Genomic DNA, 14,932 nt, shown 5'->3' with positions numbered 1-14,932 from the left:
TACGCACGACACATCGCCAAGCGTCAGGGCGACATGCCCTGCAGCAGCCCGTTGCAGGCTCCTCACTCGTTTCAGCGATTGCGGGTCAAAAACACGACCCAGTGTGGTGTGCATTTGGGATACCATGGGACACTATGGGCGTCAATGGGAGAAGCCGGCACGATACCGACTCCGCATCGGAAATTCATAAGCCGTTAAGTTTAACGAATGGTTTACTGCGCGAACTCATGTGCCAGCGGGAACAAATAAAACTTGGGTCGATATGCCATTTTTTTGTTTGCGAAACAGACACTTGGCGACCCTCGCCGAACACGCGCCACTTAAATCGCAAAAGGCGCTCTGATGCTGCCGTGGGAATGCCAGCTTGGTTGGCGTTACGGCTATCTGTGTGATTTAGCGATAGACCAGTTGCAGAGGTTCGATTTGACGCAGAAGCAATGCGCATGTTGCGCTCAGCCAGAACCGTCACTCTCAACAAACAACAACGCCGCGACGCTTGACTTTTTAAACTTTCAATTGATTTTGATTTCTGAAGTTGTGTTTTTCATTGTGAGACAATAATGCCGAATTACGTGGCAGGCTTACCTGCCTTCTTAAGTTATTTTCTGATCGGCCTGCTCTGCCTGGCAACCTTTTCCGCTATTTACACCCGCCTTACTCCCCACCGCGAGGGGGAGTTGATCAAGGCCGGCAACTTTGCCGCCGTCGTCGCTTTTTTGGGGGCACTGATCGGCTTCAGCCTGCCGCTCGCCTCGGCGGCGGCTAATTCCGTCAGCCTCCCCGACTATATCGTCTGGGCAGTGATCGGCCTGCTGGTACAGGTTCTCGCATTCTACATCGCCAAACTCTCCATGACCGACCTGCACCTGAAAATCACCGAGGATAACGTTGCGGCCGGGCTCTGGAGCGGCGGCATCGCTGTGGTCATCGGGATTTTAAACGCAGCCTGCATGGCCTATTGAGGAACAGACATGTATTTGGACGTGACAGAACATCCGCGTCTCGCCCTCGGTACGATTGCCGCAATAGGCCTTTTTATGGCTTTTTCATCGGAGGAAGAGGTTCTTTATACCTCAGTTGAAAAATGCGTTGCCTCCGGTGTCTATCCCAAGGCTTGCCAAGCGGCATCCGAAGACGCCGGCCAACATCACCTCGCCACTGCACCTAAATTTCTCAATATGGTCGCATGTGAAATGGAATACGGCGCGGGAAACTGCTTTGAGCTGAAACAAAATCTCAATTCCACTAACCCCACCGGCATAGGTGTCTTCACACCCTCACCCGCCGGTTTTGTTATGCCTCGGTCCATCGAAAACTTTGCAGACTACAGCAACTATCGCCGCAGGCAGAAAAACAGCGAGTCGGGTTCCAACGGTGCGATGTCGGCCTATCGAAAACGCAACGGCGACCTCGTCATACCGGATGTGACGGCCAGTGAACAGGACCAAGGCGGCGGGGGAATCACGTCAGGAGGAGGCGCGCTAGCGAATGACGTGAAGACGTCCAACGCCAAAACGAACGTCAAGGGCCGTGGTGGATTCGGCGGCCACTCCTTTTCAGGAAGCTGACATGCGCCGCATCACAGTCCCGCCGCGCCCGGATTGGCGCGAGAAAGCCAATGCTGTCGGTTTCTCCTTCCATGAAATGCATGGCGAGCCTTACTGGGTGGACGATGCAGCCTATTGCTTTGGACTGGCTGAAATCGAGCGCGACATCGAAGAACCGAGCCAGATCCTGCACGACATGTGCATGGATCTCGTCGCCGACATCGTACACAGTGAGGAGGCTTTAACCCGTCTTGCCATCCCCCGCGATCACCATGATGTCATTCGAAATTCTTGGCGGCGGTGCGACCGCCACCTGTATGGCCGCTTCGATCTTGCCTATGACGGGCATGGCCCTGCAAAGCTGCTGGAATACAACGCCGACACGCCCACTTCCGTATTCGAAACGGGATATTTCCAATATAACTGGCTGACCGATCAGGTCGCCCTTGGAACGCTCCCGCCGCAAACCGACCAGTTCAACTCGGTTCAGGAAGCTTTGATTGAGGCCTTCGGTCAATTCTCGCGAGACAGGATTTTCCATTTCGCGGCGGTGAGCGACAACGCCGAGGATTGCGGCACGACGATTTATCTCATGGACTGCGCCATTCAGGCGGGCCACCGTGCCCAATTCCTCGATATCAGAGACATCGGCATCGATGCGTGCGGGCGTTATGCTGACCTTCAAAGTCGCGTCATCGAACGCTGCTTCAAGCTTTATCCCTGGGAATACATGTTACGAGAATCCTTTGCCACGCATCTGCCTGCACAAGGCGATATTTTCATCGAGCCGGCCTGGAAAGCCGTGCTGTCGAACAAAGGCCTGCTGCCTTTGCTCTGGCAGCAGCATCCCAATCACCCGAATCTGCTCCCGAGTTTCTTCCCAGATGATCCTGAAATATATGAATTACGGGATTACGTGGTGAAGCCGCTTCTCTCGCGTGAAGGCGAAAATGTCAGCCTTTACCGAAACCGACGCGAAATTTTATCGGCCCCCGGCAATTATGGCCAAGAGGGGTATGTTTTTCAGGCATACGCACCATTGTTCAAGAGCGATTTCGGATACGCCGTGTTAGGAAGCTGGATCGTCGCCGATCGGCCCTGCGGGCTCGGGATTCGCGAGGACGCGTCACCTATCACCGCAAATCTCTCCCGCTACGTTCCCCATATCATCGAGGGCTGATCGCCACCGAAAAAAGCGGCAGGAAAATCGCCAGTTGGCCTGTAAGCCGGGTTCTGTATGGCCCCGGTTTGACCCGGAACGTGGCAGCCATTCATCTGGGACGGCATTTGCATGCCGCCTCTCGCAACCCACCCGGATGACGGGCCCGGAAACCGGCTGTAGACGAAGGCTTTCGCCCGCGCCCCGTGTCATCCCTATTCGGTCTTGCTCCCGGTGGGGTTTACCTTGCCACCACTGTCACCAGCGGCGCGGTGGGCTCTTACCCCACCCTTTCACCCTTACCATGCCAGGCATGGCGGTTTGCTCTCTGTGGCACTTTCCCTGGGGTCGCCCCCGCCGGACGTTATCCGGCACCGTATTTCCGTGGAGCCCGGACTTTCCTCACCTTACCGTCTTTCGACATTGGTAAAGCGCGGCTGCCCAGCCAACTGGCATGGCGTCAATACCCATGTTCTTTGGCGAAAGCCACCGAAAAGCGTAACGGAAGATCAAAGAAATGCAGGCTTGAAATCCGTTGCATAGTCGTCGTTGCCAATTTTTCCATCCCGCAGCAACAGGGCGCCTAACCGCCCGATCTCGTCGGAACTCTTGGCCGCCGTACCGTTGCCGCCAGTCAGAACCGCAATGCGCGGTGACGTAGTAAAGCCGATGGCCGGATAACCGCCCGGCGTTTTGGACACCACGCAGGCGGCCGTGGAAATGCGCGACCGGTCGATGGATGGCACCAAGGTCCCGACGATGGCGGAGAGATGGTCGCGAACGCTTTCGCGCCCGCCGGAACGGAACCATGCACGGATTTCGGGATCGCTATCTAGCTTCTTATCATCGGGATCGCCGCCGATTTTCAGATAGAACCTGCCATCGGGATAACGGACGGGCGGCAGGAGATAGATATGTTTCGTCGTGTCGCGCGGCTCGTAAATCAACGACGGCATGCCCGCATATTGTCCCAGCTCCGCCTCCTCTACCTCGAAGAAGGCGACGGTGCGCGCATAGACATTGAGAGCGACGGGCTGCGGCAACAAATCCTTCGTGATCGAGAAGCCACCCGCAGCGACCAGCACCCGGTCTGCCGTATAAACCGAACCCGAGGCCGTCTCGACGCGTGCACGGCCAGCCTCTTCCCGCGTCGAGACGACTATATCGTCTATGAGCGTAACGCCGGCTTTGTCTGCCAGAACGCTCTGCGCCTTCACCAGCGCGCGCGGATTGACGTAACCGGCATTGTCCTTTTCGAACACGCCCTCGCAGCCCGGCTCGAAGGAGAAATAGGGAAAGCCGCTTTTCAGACCTGCGTCGTCAAGCATTTCCGTGGAAACCCGCAGACGCGCCGCTGCCTCACAGACGTTGTCGACAAAGGGATTGTCGCAACCGCGTTCAGGCCCAACCATCAGACAGCCGACGGGAGCGTAAAATTCCACGCCGCTCCTTGCTGCGATGTCGGTGTAGCGCGCGATCGAGCGGTTGGCGAGCAGTGCCCAGTCCGCATCACCATCAATGGTGCGGGTAATGCGCGCCTCATCATAATGGCTGGCGAAAACACCCGGATGTGACTTGATGTCGGCAGGTTCACCGGGGCCGATCAGGGCCACACCTTCGGTGTTTTCCGCCAGATGGCGGGCGGCGGCAGCACCCATCATGCCACGACCGACAACGATATATTTGAAATGTCCCGACATGCCGCCCTCTTCGCCTCAACCCGCTCTAATACAGCCGCGATTTTGTAGCCGCTTCGCTGCTGAATGTCAGATAAAAACGGGCGACATTTCGGCGGCAAAATCACTCTCGGTCAGCTGGCCATCCAGAAGCAGCACCGCGCCTAGCCGCCCGATTTCATCGGAAGACTTGGCGGAAACGAAATTGCCACCGGTCAGAACCGCGATATTGGAAGATTGCGTATAGCCGATATATGGATAACCGCTACGGGTAATGGATGCGACGCAGGAACCAGAGGTCACGGGGCAGCCCGCAAGTTCCGGCATGAGCGATAGCGCCCGCTTCGTCAGGAATTCCACTTCGCCCGGCGTGCCGTCGGAATGGAACCAACCGACTGCTTCGGCCAGCGTTTCCAGCCTGCCCTTTTCGCTCTCACCGCCGATCTTCAGATAGACCTTGCCGTCGGGGTAACGCACAGGCGGTAGAATATAGACGATATCGTCCTCGGTCTCCGCCAGCACGATGGTCGAGGGCATAGAGCCGAAGAGGGCCTGCCTTGCTTCGTCGAGTTCGAAAAACACGATGGTGCGGCCCGTTGCCGCCATATCGACCGGGGAAGGCAGAAGATCAGCCATGTTGGTGAAACCGCCAGCGGCCACTATGACCTTTTCGGCCGTGTGTACGGCCCCTTCCCTGGTGCAAACTTCCACACCTTGGGAGGTATCGTGAACATGCACCGCCGTCTCGCGGATCAGTCGCGCGCCCTGCGCAGTAGCAATAGTGGACTGCGCCCTCACAAGCGCACGCGGATTGACGTGGCCGGCATTCTGCGCCTCGAAGTAACCGTCGTGATCCGACGGCAGGGAAAACATCGGGAACCGGCCAGCCAGCGCATCGCTGCCAATCGTTTCCACGCCAAGACCAAGACGGACAGTCGAGACCAAGGCTCGCGAAACGTAGTCTCCGGCAAGCCCCTTGCTCTTTCCCGTAAACAGGCAGCCCGCTTCGGTGAAGAAACGGATGCCGCTTTTTGCTTCGATCTCGGCATAGCGCCGGATGGAGCGTTGCGCCAGCTCCGCCCAGACGGGATCGCCATCGAAACCACGGGTGATGCGCGCCTCGTCATAGTGACTTGAAAACACACCGTTATGGGTCTTGCGATCGGCGGGTTCATCCGGCCCGATCAGCGCCACGCCATCCGTTTGCGCCGAAAGGTGTCTCGCTGCCGCCGCACCCATCATTCCGGCACCGACCACGATATATTTGAAATCCGGCATGTCATGCTCCGCATCAGGTTTGCTCCTGACTACAGCATGCACGCATAAACCGGAATCGATTTTCGTGACGTCCGAAACATGCCGCGCAAGAGCGTGCAGCGGTTTTGCAATAACGAGATGCGATAAAACAAGAACTTAAAGCTTATCGACAATCTGAAACATCACGACACGCTTCAGCAAAAGACCTCAGCTGGCCAGAAGCGCCTGGACCTTGCCGCAATAACGCTTGGACACCGGGTTCATGCGGGTGGCGCCGTGGCCGGCATTGTAACGCAGGATCGTGCTGCAAACCTCACCGCCGCCAAGCTGGTGGGCGGTTGCCAGATATTGCATGCCCCAGCGAATATTGGTCTCGGGGTCGAAGAGAGCCTTGGTCGTGCCGCGAAAGCCCATCATGCGCGCCGTTGCCGGCTTGATCTGCATCAGCCCGACCTCGCCCGCGCTGCCGCGAGCCCTAGGGTTGAACTTGCTTTCTACAGAAACGACGGCATGGGCCAGATTGGTGGGGACGCCGTAACGCTTGGCATATTTGACGATCAGATCGGAATAGTCGTTCTTGAGCGACGAAGGCAGGCTCTTTTCGGGAACGGGATAACCGGGCGTACGGAAGAAGGTCCCCAGCGTCACGGTTTTGGTCTTGACGTCCTCGTCTTTGGCAAAAGCAATCCCCGCCTGCGAAACGAGCATAGCAACGCCCGCTGCGACAGCAACAAAAACTCTGTTCATCTGTTGAAATAGTCTCCAGATCGGATAACCGGAACAATGAAACGATAAAAACGTCCAGCGCGCGGAAAGTCGATTACGACCTTCTACCGTCCAGTCTCCTTGATTGATATTGACGGCAAGCTCCCCTGAAGAACAGCACCGCGTCCACAGCGGCTCTTAGACTTCCTCAATGCGGATTAACTGTGGCACAACAAAAAAATCGACTTGCGCGACCGGGAAACGGGGAAGGCTTTTCCAGAAACGGCGTTCAAACGGCCGCAAATTTCGGAAGGCTGGCAATCAGCCGATGCAGCGTGTCGATCGTGGAAAAATCCGCGATACCATCCACCAGCGCCGGGCGGAAATGCCGCTGAAAGGCGGCCACGGCACCTTCTGTTTTTTCGCAATATGCGCCTGTTATTTCAACGCCATATCCGTAAATGGATAGCATGGACTGGAGCGCTTCCACCGGCTGGCCGTGATCGCCGCGCTGAAAAAAACGTCCGCCGCGGATCGGCGCAGGCTCCACCCAATGACCGACACCGTGCCGCGACAGGATGTCCCATGGGAATTTTTCACCCGGATCAACCTTGCGGATCGGCGCCACATCGGAATGCGCAAGCACCCTTTCAGGGGCGATAGACCACCGCTGGCCGCAATCGCGACACAATTCGATGACGGCAGCCACCTGTTTTTCCGGAAATTCCGGCAGGCCGCCCGGATGGCCCTGATTGGCGATTTCAATCCCGATAGAGCGGGAATTGATGTCCGCCTCCCCCGCCCAGCTGCTTTTGCCCGCATGCCAGGCGCGGCGAGTTTCCGCAACAAGCTGCATGACACGCCCGTCTTCAAAAACGAAATAGTGGCTGGAGACCTGGCTTTCGGGATTGCAGAGCCACGAAAGGGCGCCATCGGCTGTCGTCATGCCGGTATAGTGCAGGAGAATGATATCCGGGCCTGCCACGCCCTGTCTTTCGCCATGGTTGGGAGAAGGCGCAATGGTTGCGCCCCCGAAATCCGGGTTGAAATCCGGCAGAAATTCACTCATGCGACGCGGCGTTCTTTCTCGATGGCCTCATAGGCGGCATTGAGAGCCGCCATACGCTCATTCGCGGCAGCGTGCAATTCCATCGGCACACCGCGCGCGATGAGCTTGTCCGGATGGTGCTCGGCAACCAGCGAACGGTAACGCTTGCGAATATCCAGAAAGTCGTCCGAGGGCGAAACGCCAAGCACGCGATAGGGATCGCGCCCATCCATATGAACGTGCCGTGCCATGATCGTTTCGAAATGATCTTCGGTAATATGGAAGATTTCCGCGATACGGCCGAGAAACGCCAGTTCCCGCTCGTGGATCAAGCCGTCTGCCTTGGCGATGTGGAACAGGCCATCGATGACGCTTTCCAGCATCTCGCAATTGTCATGGCCGGAGCCGCAAAGACCGGCAAGACGCTCGGCATAGGCCTCGTATCCCGCAACGTCCTGGCGTGCGAGATTATAAAGGCGGGCAACGTTTCTGGCTTCTTCTTCAGGAAAATCGAAAATCTGCCGGAAGGCGCGCACTTCGGCATCGTTCACGACACCATCGGCCTTTGCCATCTTTGCCGACAGCGCGATAATGGCCACGGAAAAAGAAACCTTGCGGCGGGTCTCCGGATCTCCCTCGAAAAGGGTGCGGATCGCCTCTACCACGCGACCGAGCGTGCTGCCTGCCGCGTCACCGATCGCGCCGAGCAGCCGTTCCCACAGGGATGAAATATGCAAACAGGCGAAATCGAACATCATGACGCCAAGCATGACGGCATATCGCCGTGAATGCAATATGCGCGGCGCCGCTGCGGCATTAACTTTTATTCATTTTTGCGACAGTTTTTCTTCAGGAGCAAGGGGGCGGCAAACGGGAGAGCAACGGTTTTCCACAGACGGCGAAGCCTGGTGCAAGGTTGGAGGCGATTGAAACGATTATATTCGGCTTCTTTGCCCAAGCTGCTGAAAAGCCGCGAGAAATCGGCATTTTTCGTGATAAATTCACTTTACACCTACACGTGGCTGTCGCATCCATTTGCCAGACATATCTTTCTATCCAAGCAAAGGAGAGCCACAATGGCCAAACAGAAAGTCGCAATGCTGACCGCGGGTGGCCTTGCTCCCTGTCTCTCTTCAGCCGTTGGCGGCCTGATCGAGCGTTATAGCGACGTCGCGCCTGATATTGACATTGTGGCCTATCGTTCCGGCTATCAGGGCGTGCTTCTGGGCGACCGGATCGAGATCAACAAGGACATGCGCGAAAAGGCGCATCTGCTGCACCGTTATGGCGGATCGCCGATCGGCAACAGCCGCGTAAAGCTCACCAACGCTGCCGATTGTGCCAAGCGCGGGCTGGTGAAAGAGGGTGAAAATCCGCTGCGCGTTGCCGCCGAACGGCTGGCTGCCGACGGCATCACCATTCTCCACACCATCGGCGGCGACGACACCAACACGACGGCCGCCGACCTTGCCGCCTATCTCGGCGCCAATGGGTACGATCTGACCGTCGTCGGGCTGCCGAAGACCGTGGATAACGACGTGGTTCCGATCAGGCAGTCGCTCGGCGCATGGACCGCGGCCGAAGTGGGCGCTTCCTTCTTCGACAATGTCAGCAACGAGCAGAGTGCTGCGCCGAAGACCTTTGTCATCCACGAAGTCATGGGCCGCCATTGCGGCTGGCTGACGGCTGCGACCGCCCGCGCCTACATCCAGAAGACCACCGGCAATGAATATGTCGAAGGACTGATGATGAACACGCAGATGAAGAACATAGACGGCATCTACCTGCCGGAAATGGCGTTTGACATCGAAGCGGAAGCCGAACGGCTGAAGGCGATCATGGACAAACACGGCTACGTCACGTTGTTCGTTTCCGAAGGTGCGGGGCTCGATTCCATCGTTGCCGAACGCGAAGCCGCCGGTGAAGCCGTCAAGCGCGATGCCTTCGGCCATGTGAAGATCGACACCATCAATGTCGGCGGCTGGTTCCAGAAGCAATTCGCCGGCCTCATCGGCGCCGAACGCTCCATGGTCCAGAAATCCGGTTACTTCGCCCGCTCCGCTCCCGCCAATGGCGACGATCTGCGCCTCATCCAGGGCATGGTCGATCTTGCTGTCGAAAGCGCGCTGAACAAGGTCTCGGGCGTCACCGGCCACGACGAAGACCAAAAGGGTAAATTGCGGACCATCGAGTTTCCGCGTATCAAGGGCGGAAAGCATTTCGACCTGTCTGCAAAATGGTTTACCGAAGTGATGGAACACGTCGGTCAACCGTTCACAGCGGCCTAATTTTACGATAGGCTGGAGAAAGCGGCGACAGGGAGGGCAAGGAGGAAGAGAATGTCTGGACAGGCGTGGCTGGTTTTTTGTGCAGCATGTGCCGTTGTGTTCGCACTTCCCTCTCCCCTTGTATTCTCTGTCGCCTCCTATGCTGCTATCCGCGGCAGAAAAACGGTGTTTGCCTCCGTCACTGGCGGCTCGCTTGGCATCGTCACAGCCATGACGATATCCGCGATTCCAGCGGCTGGCCTTGCCTATCTGCCGCATGCCTTTGTGGAAATCGTTCAGTGGACTGGTATCGGCTGGCTGATTCTTTTCCTGTTATGGACCTTTGCCACCCCCGCCGCCCAGGCAGCCAATGCAGACAATGACAATCTGCCCGGCAAATCATCCAGCGGCATTTTGCGTGATTGCTACGCCATTGCAGCGTTGCGTCCGCGCTATTTCATGTTCTTCCTGGCACTGTTGCCGCAATTCGTTTCCACCTCCGGCAATGCGGTCGAAACGCTGGCCGTAGCGCAGGCCGCAATCCTGTTGCTGGCACTTGGCATTCTGGCAGCGCAGGCACTCTTCGCCGGCTCTACGCTGGCACTGGTGCGCCGCATGTCCGGCAACAAAAAAATCCGGCCGAAATACCGCACTCACTTCATTTCTGGCCGTGCCGTCAGCGCCGGATACCGCCGCATCGCCGCCTGAAAAACCGCGATGCCACGTCCCGGCTTGCCGCTATCCTTACAATAGGTTAATGAAGGCTCGATGGGACACTGCCTGCTTCGCTCGACGCGGGGGTATCGACAGACAGGCATAACGAAGGCGGCAACATGCGAAATTCGGCAAAATTCCGCGGAAGAAGCGCACTTCTTCTGTCTTCCACGGTGGGCCTTGCACTGGCTTTGGCCGGATGCACCAGCGTCGAATATGCCGCAAAGGAAGGGCCGAACGGCCCGAAAATAGCCGCAGTCAACCAGACCGCACCGGCACAAGCCTCCGCACAGTCGGAAACGGCCGGTACCCCGGCTGATACCGCCGCACCGGCAGCACATGCCACTGAAGTGGCAGCCTCTTCCCAGCCCGAATCGCTTCCAACCGTCGCCGCCGTCAAGGGTGGCCGCGTGGCGCTGCCGCCGGCAGCCGAAATTGCAGCGGCAGTGGCAAGCCCAACCCAGATGCAGCCGCAGCAACAACAGACAGAGGTCGCGCAGGCAACAGTAACGACAGCCGCGCCGACGACGGCTGCGGCTCTTGCACCGCACGCCGCAACGCCGGCAGCCGCAGCGATCGAAACCGCAAGTGCCGCCGCGAAACCGGCGGCCCACAACTCTGCCGCCGACCTGCCGCAGGTGGTTGCCGTCAAGGGCAGCTTCCCGCCCGCACCGCCGCCGCCCGGAACGCCGTCGATCGGTACCGAACTGACCGCGGAACGGAAAGTCATTCCCCTGCCGAAGCCGGACAGCACGGTTCTGGCCTATGCGGCCGGTCCGACCAACGCCGCCCTTGCCGCTATCCGGCAGAACGAAACGATGACGGCGCCGTACAAATCCGCGCCGGCCGGACGTGAAAAGCTGAGCGGGCTTATTTCGAAATACGCTGTCATGTATAATGTGCCTGAAGATCTGGTGCATCGCGTGGTGCAGCGTGAAAGCAGATACAATCCCGGCGCCTATAATGGCGGCCACTTCGGCCTGATGCAGATCAAGCACGCCACGGCCCGCTCCATGGGCTTTGATGGCCCCGCCTCTGGCCTGTTCGACGCCGAAACCAACCTCAAATATGCCGTCAAATATCTGAGCGGCGCCTGGCTTGTTGCCGACAACAACCGGGACAATGCTGTCAGGCTTTATGCACGCGGTTATTATTACGACGCCAAGCGCAAGGGCATGCTGCACGTTCTGCGAAAGTAAGCCTTTGAGCAGCGCCGGGACTGCAATGCAGCAAAGCAGCTTTTCTTAAAAACGTCGAGCACGTCACTTTCGTCTCCTCGGGCTTGTCCCTGGGATCTGCAAGCTTTTGATTTTACGATATGTGGTTGGATCCTCTGTACAAGCCCGAGGATGACGTCGCATCCAAATCTAAGCTTGAGACCTGAGTTGGTTTCACACCGCCTTTTCGATTCGTTACGTCGGCCCACAACCCCTGTCATCAAACTGTAGCGTCGTGACTGTAGACGCCTCTCAATCTATTGAGAGGTGAACATATGACGAGTGCGGCACCCAAGACCGGCTTCAGCAAGAATACGAAACTGAAGTCCGCATTGCTCCAGCACAAGGCGCTCTCGAAAAGCGGTTTTTCCGAACGGTTCTTCGGGGTTCTCTTTTCCGGTCTGGTTTATCCGCAAATCTGGGAAGACCCGGAAATCGATATGGAAGCGATGGAGCTTGCTGAAGGCCACCGCATCGTCACCATCGGCTCGGGTGGCTGCAACATGCTGGCCTACCTCTCCCGCAACCCTGCCAGCATCGATGTGGTGGATCTTAACCCGCATCACATCGCCCTCAACAAACTGAAGCTTGCCGCCTTCCGCCATCTCCCGGCCCATCAGGATGTGGTTCGCCAGTTCGGCCGCGCCAATACGCGCAGCAATAGTCACGGCTACGACCGATTCATCGCCGACCATCTCGACGACACGACCAAGGCCTACTGGTCGAAACGCACCCTGTCCGGCCGTCGCCGCATCTCGGTATTCGACAGGAACATATACCGCACCGGTCTGCTCGGCCGTTTCATCGGCGCCGGCCACCTTATGGCGCGCCTGCACGGCGTCAAGCTGACCGAAATGGCCAATAGCCGCACGCTGGATGAACAGCGTCGGTTCTTCGACAGCAAGGTAGCACCGCTGTTCGACAAGCCGGTGGTGCGCTGGCTCACGAAGCGAAAAAGTTCGCTGTTCGGCCTTGGCATTCCGCCCCGCCAATATGACGAGCTGGCAAGCCTTTCCAGCGACGGCACGGTCGCCTCCGTCCTCAAGGAGCGACTTGAAAAGCTTGCCTGCAACTTTCCGCTCAGCGACAATTATTTCGCCTGGCAGGCCTTCGCGCGCCGTTATCCCGAGCCGCATGAGGGTGCCCTGCCCGCTTATCTCAAGCGGGAATATTACGAGACGATCCGCGACAACACTGCCCGCGTTGCCGTGCACCACGCCACCTATACCGAGCTGCTTTCCAAAAAACCGGCAAACGGCGTCGATCGCTACATTCTGCTCGATGCGCAGGACTGGATGACGGACGTGCAGCTCAACGAATTGTGGTCGCAGATCAGCCGCACCGCCGCTCCCGGCGCCCGCGTCATCTTCCGCACCGCTGCCGAAAAGAGCGTGATCGAAGGCCGTCTCTCGTCCGATATCCGCAACCAGTGGATCTATCTCGTGGAACGCTCCAATGAGCTCAACGCCATGGACCGTTCGGCCATCTATGGCGGCTTCCATATCTATCAGAGGGCTCTGGCATGAAAACCATCGGCGAGAATGTCGGCCTTGCGGATGAGGCTCATGCGAGCCTGATGGACCGCATGTATCGCCACCAGCGGCATATCTACGATATTACCCGCAAATATTACCTTCTGGGCCGCGACAGGACCATTTCCGGCCTCGACGTGCCCAAGGGTGGCACGCTGCTTGAAGTCGGCTGCGGTACCGGCCGCAACCTGCTGCTGGCCAGCCGCAAGTTTCCGGAAGCAAGACTGTTCGGTCTCGATATCTCCGCCGAAATGCTGCTGACCGCATCCGAGAATTTTACCGGAAAGACGGAACGCCCCGTTCTGCGCGTGGCCGACGCCACCGCTTTCCGCGCCGCAGAATTCGGTCAGCCGGACGGTTTCGACCGAGTCATGATCCCCTATGCGCTTTCGATGATACCGGACTGGGAAAAGGCGATCGAACAGGCGCTGACAGCTCTCAAGCCCGGCGGCTCGCTGCACATCGTCGATTTCGGCCAGCAGGAACAATTGCCCAAGTGGTTCCGCGCACTTTTGCAGGCATGGCTCACCCGCTTCCACGTCGCGCCCCGCGCCAATCTCCGTTACGTTCTGGCCAACATGGCAGGCCGTTTTGACGGTAATCTCGAATTCGAGGAGATTGCCCGGGGTTACGCCTGGCGGGCCGTCATCACGCTTCCGGTCGCCGAAGTGCAGCCAAAAGTCAGCCGCATTCTGACAGACGCCTGATCTTCAAGGGTTACGGCGCCTCGCCTCTGCAAATGCGGGCGAGACGCTGCCAGCCGACGGTCCTACAAGTATACGCCAGTGAGGTGCTCAGGCATTTCGCTCGCCTGAAAGACCGCAAATCTCTTGGAATCCAGCGACTTGCGAGCCGAAAAAAGGCCACTGCCTCTTGCCATAACGGCTTGTTTACCATGTTATGGGTAAATCGGGAGATGCGGCGCGCCATTTTGCGGCCGTGGATGGGCAACAATAATTCATCAGGGTTCCAATGCGGCTGCGTCTATCGGCACTTTTGTCGGCTATGTTGTTGATCGGCGGTTGTACGTCCACGAGCTATGACCTGCTTGAAACGGCTTCTGTTTCCAAGCCGAAATTCTCCGATACCGACCCACAGGATTTTGGCACGAACAACCCGCATCGCCACGAGGTGCATGGCATCGACGTGTCCAAATGGAATGGCGACGTCGACTGGCGGACCGTTCGCAAATCCGGCGTTTCCTTCGTCTTCATCAAGGCCACCGAAGGCTCAGACCGCATCGATCCGAAATTCAGCGACCATTGGCGCAGTGCGGCGGCGGCAGATATCCTGCACGCGCCATACCATTTCTACTACTTCTGCTCGACAGCGGACGCTCAGGCCGACTGGTTCATCAGCAACGTGCCAAAGGAAGCCGTCACCCTGCCGCCGGTTCTCGATGTGGAATGGAACCCCTCCTCCCCCACCTGCAAGACGCGCCCGGCTCCTGGCATCGTCCGTGCCGAGATGCAGCGTTTCCTCGACCGCCTCGAGGCCCATTACGGCAAGCGCCCGATCATCTACACCTCGGTCGACTTCCACCGCGACAACCTCGTTGGCCAGTTCAAGAATTACCATTTCTGGGTGCGCTCCGTCGCCGCGCATCCCGCCAAGATTTACGAAGACCGGCAGTGGGCCTTCTGGCAATATACGGCCACCGGCGTCGTGCCGGGTGTCAACGGCCCAACCGACATCAATGTCTTCGCCGGAAGTGAGAAAAACTGGCGGAAATGGATCGCTTCGGCCAAATAATACGGCCAAGAAGCAACACATTCGAAAAATCGGCGTTCTTCTGCACCGGCAGATCGCT

14 protein-coding genes and 1 other RNA gene are annotated in these 14,932 nt (G+C 58.0%); 9 read left to right on the top strand and 6 right to left on the bottom strand.

Annotated elements, in window-relative coordinates:
- Positions 1-560 precede the first annotated feature (560 nt).
- From ACQZ45_RS11060 to ACQZ45_RS11050, 3 genes are read left to right on the top strand one after another with little or no spacing between them, the layout of a single operon-like run.
- Positions 561-962, top strand: a complete 402-nt coding sequence (locus ACQZ45_RS11060; RefSeq protein ID WP_003513245.1) for a DUF350 domain-containing protein — start codon at positions 561-563, stop codon at positions 960-962.
- Positions 963-971: 9 nt separating this feature from the next.
- Positions 972-1,568, top strand: a complete 597-nt coding sequence (locus ACQZ45_RS11055) for a DUF1190 domain-containing protein (RefSeq protein WP_003513247.1) — start codon at positions 972-974, stop codon at positions 1,566-1,568.
- 1 nt (position 1,569) lies between these two features.
- Positions 1,570-2,727, top strand: coding sequence for a glutathionylspermidine synthase family protein (locus tag ACQZ45_RS11050; protein ID WP_113291180.1), 1,158 nt, complete (start codon positions 1,570-1,572; stop codon positions 2,725-2,727).
- 26 nt (positions 2,728-2,753) lie between these two features.
- Here the strand turns inward: ACQZ45_RS11050 and rnpB are convergent.
- From rnpB to ACQZ45_RS11020, 6 genes are all read right to left on the bottom strand, one after another.
- Positions 2,754-3,159: RNase P RNA component class A (gene rnpB, locus ACQZ45_RS11045), an RNA gene on the bottom strand.
- Between the two features lie 56 nt (positions 3,160-3,215).
- Positions 3,216-4,406, bottom strand: a complete 1,191-nt coding sequence (locus ACQZ45_RS11040; protein ID WP_113291181.1) for an NAD(P)/FAD-dependent oxidoreductase — start codon at positions 4,404-4,406, stop codon at positions 3,216-3,218.
- Positions 4,407-4,472: 66 nt separating this feature from the next.
- Positions 4,473-5,660 carry an FAD-dependent oxidoreductase gene (locus ACQZ45_RS11035; RefSeq protein WP_113291182.1) on the bottom strand — a complete coding sequence of 396 codons (1,188 nt, stop codon included), beginning with the start codon at positions 5,658-5,660 and terminating at the stop codon, positions 4,473-4,475.
- 186 nt (positions 5,661-5,846) lie between these two features.
- Positions 5,847-6,386 carry a lytic transglycosylase domain-containing protein gene (locus tag ACQZ45_RS11030; protein WP_003513258.1) on the bottom strand — a complete coding sequence of 180 codons (540 nt, stop codon included), beginning with the start codon at positions 6,384-6,386 and terminating at the stop codon, positions 5,847-5,849.
- A 247-nt stretch (positions 6,387-6,633) separates the two neighbouring features.
- On the bottom strand, positions 6,634-7,413 hold the full coding sequence (locus ACQZ45_RS11025; protein ID WP_113291183.1) for an N-acetylmuramoyl-L-alanine amidase: 780 nt from the start codon (positions 7,411-7,413) through the stop codon (positions 6,634-6,636).
- Complete coding sequence (locus ACQZ45_RS11020; protein WP_013636520.1) at positions 7,410-8,150, bottom strand: J domain-containing protein; 741 nt, start codon at positions 8,148-8,150, stop codon at positions 7,410-7,412. Before ACQZ45_RS11020 ends, ACQZ45_RS11025 begins: the two co-directional genes overlap by 4 nt.
- 318 nt (positions 8,151-8,468) lie before the next feature.
- Between ACQZ45_RS11020 and ACQZ45_RS11015 the strand changes: the two genes are divergently transcribed.
- From ACQZ45_RS11015 to ACQZ45_RS10990, 6 genes are all read left to right on the top strand, one after another.
- Complete coding sequence (locus tag ACQZ45_RS11015; RefSeq protein WP_113291184.1) at positions 8,469-9,680, top strand: pyrophosphate--fructose-6-phosphate 1-phosphotransferase; 1,212 nt, start codon at positions 8,469-8,471, stop codon at positions 9,678-9,680.
- A gap of 51 nt (positions 9,681-9,731) precedes the next feature.
- Complete coding sequence (locus tag ACQZ45_RS11010) at positions 9,732-10,367, top strand: LysE family translocator (RefSeq protein WP_113291185.1); 636 nt, start codon at positions 9,732-9,734, stop codon at positions 10,365-10,367.
- 125 nt (positions 10,368-10,492) lie between these two features.
- A complete protein-coding gene (locus ACQZ45_RS11005; RefSeq protein ID WP_003513268.1) occupies positions 10,493-11,572 on the top strand; it encodes a lytic transglycosylase domain-containing protein in 1,080 nt (359 codons plus the stop codon).
- A gap of 293 nt (positions 11,573-11,865) precedes the next feature.
- Positions 11,866-13,116 carry a BtaA family protein gene (locus ACQZ45_RS11000; RefSeq protein WP_113291186.1) on the top strand — a complete coding sequence of 417 codons (1,251 nt, stop codon included), beginning with the start codon at positions 11,866-11,868 and terminating at the stop codon, positions 13,114-13,116.
- Positions 13,113-13,829 carry a class I SAM-dependent methyltransferase gene (locus ACQZ45_RS10995; protein WP_003513272.1) on the top strand — a complete coding sequence of 239 codons (717 nt, stop codon included), beginning with the start codon at positions 13,113-13,115 and terminating at the stop codon, positions 13,827-13,829. Before ACQZ45_RS11000 ends, ACQZ45_RS10995 begins: the two co-directional genes overlap by 4 nt.
- 265 nt (positions 13,830-14,094) lie before the next feature.
- Positions 14,095-14,874 carry a glycoside hydrolase family 25 protein gene (locus ACQZ45_RS10990; protein ID WP_035251825.1) on the top strand — a complete coding sequence of 260 codons (780 nt, stop codon included), beginning with the start codon at positions 14,095-14,097 and terminating at the stop codon, positions 14,872-14,874.
- The last annotated feature ends 58 nt before the right edge of the window (positions 14,875-14,932 follow it).

It is taken from the genome of Agrobacterium sp. 16-2014-1-2a (assembly GCF_053522705.1).
The sequence above is the reverse complement of the archived record's forward strand: the minus strand, read 5'-3'. Positions and strand labels throughout refer to the sequence as shown.

Excerpts from the sequence above, each read along its gene's own strand:
- ACQZ45_RS11060 (WP_003513245.1), top strand. The coding sequence starts at position 561 with ATGCCGAATTACGTGGCAGGCTTACCTGCCTTCTTAAGTTATTTTCTG.
- ACQZ45_RS11055 (WP_003513247.1), top strand. The coding sequence starts at position 972 with ATGTATTTGGACGTGACAGAACATCCGCGTCTCGCCCTCGGTACGATT.
- ACQZ45_RS11050 (WP_113291180.1), top strand. The coding sequence starts at position 1,570 with ATGCGCCGCATCACAGTCCCGCCGCGCCCGGATTGGCGCGAGAAAGCC.
- ACQZ45_RS11040 (WP_113291181.1), bottom strand. The coding sequence starts at position 4,406 with ATGTCGGGACATTTCAAATATATCGTTGTCGGTCGTGGCATGATGGGT.
- ACQZ45_RS11035 (WP_113291182.1), bottom strand. The coding sequence starts at position 5,660 with ATGCCGGATTTCAAATATATCGTGGTCGGTGCCGGAATGATGGGTGCG.
- ACQZ45_RS11030 (WP_003513258.1), bottom strand. The coding sequence starts at position 6,386 with ATGAACAGAGTTTTTGTTGCTGTCGCAGCGGGCGTTGCTATGCTCGTT.
- ACQZ45_RS11025 (WP_113291183.1), bottom strand. The coding sequence starts at position 7,413 with ATGAGTGAATTTCTGCCGGATTTCAACCCGGATTTCGGGGGCGCAACC.
- ACQZ45_RS11020 (WP_013636520.1), bottom strand. The coding sequence starts at position 8,150 with ATGATGTTCGATTTCGCCTGTTTGCATATTTCATCCCTGTGGGAACGG.
- ACQZ45_RS11015 (WP_113291184.1), top strand. The coding sequence starts at position 8,469 with ATGGCCAAACAGAAAGTCGCAATGCTGACCGCGGGTGGCCTTGCTCCC.
- ACQZ45_RS11010 (WP_113291185.1), top strand. The coding sequence starts at position 9,732 with ATGTCTGGACAGGCGTGGCTGGTTTTTTGTGCAGCATGTGCCGTTGTG.
- ACQZ45_RS11005 (WP_003513268.1), top strand. The coding sequence starts at position 10,493 with ATGCGAAATTCGGCAAAATTCCGCGGAAGAAGCGCACTTCTTCTGTCT.
- ACQZ45_RS11000 (WP_113291186.1), top strand. The coding sequence starts at position 11,866 with ATGACGAGTGCGGCACCCAAGACCGGCTTCAGCAAGAATACGAAACTG.
- ACQZ45_RS10995 (WP_003513272.1), top strand. The coding sequence starts at position 13,113 with ATGAAAACCATCGGCGAGAATGTCGGCCTTGCGGATGAGGCTCATGCG.
- ACQZ45_RS10990 (WP_035251825.1), top strand. The coding sequence starts at position 14,095 with ATGCGGCTGCGTCTATCGGCACTTTTGTCGGCTATGTTGTTGATCGGC.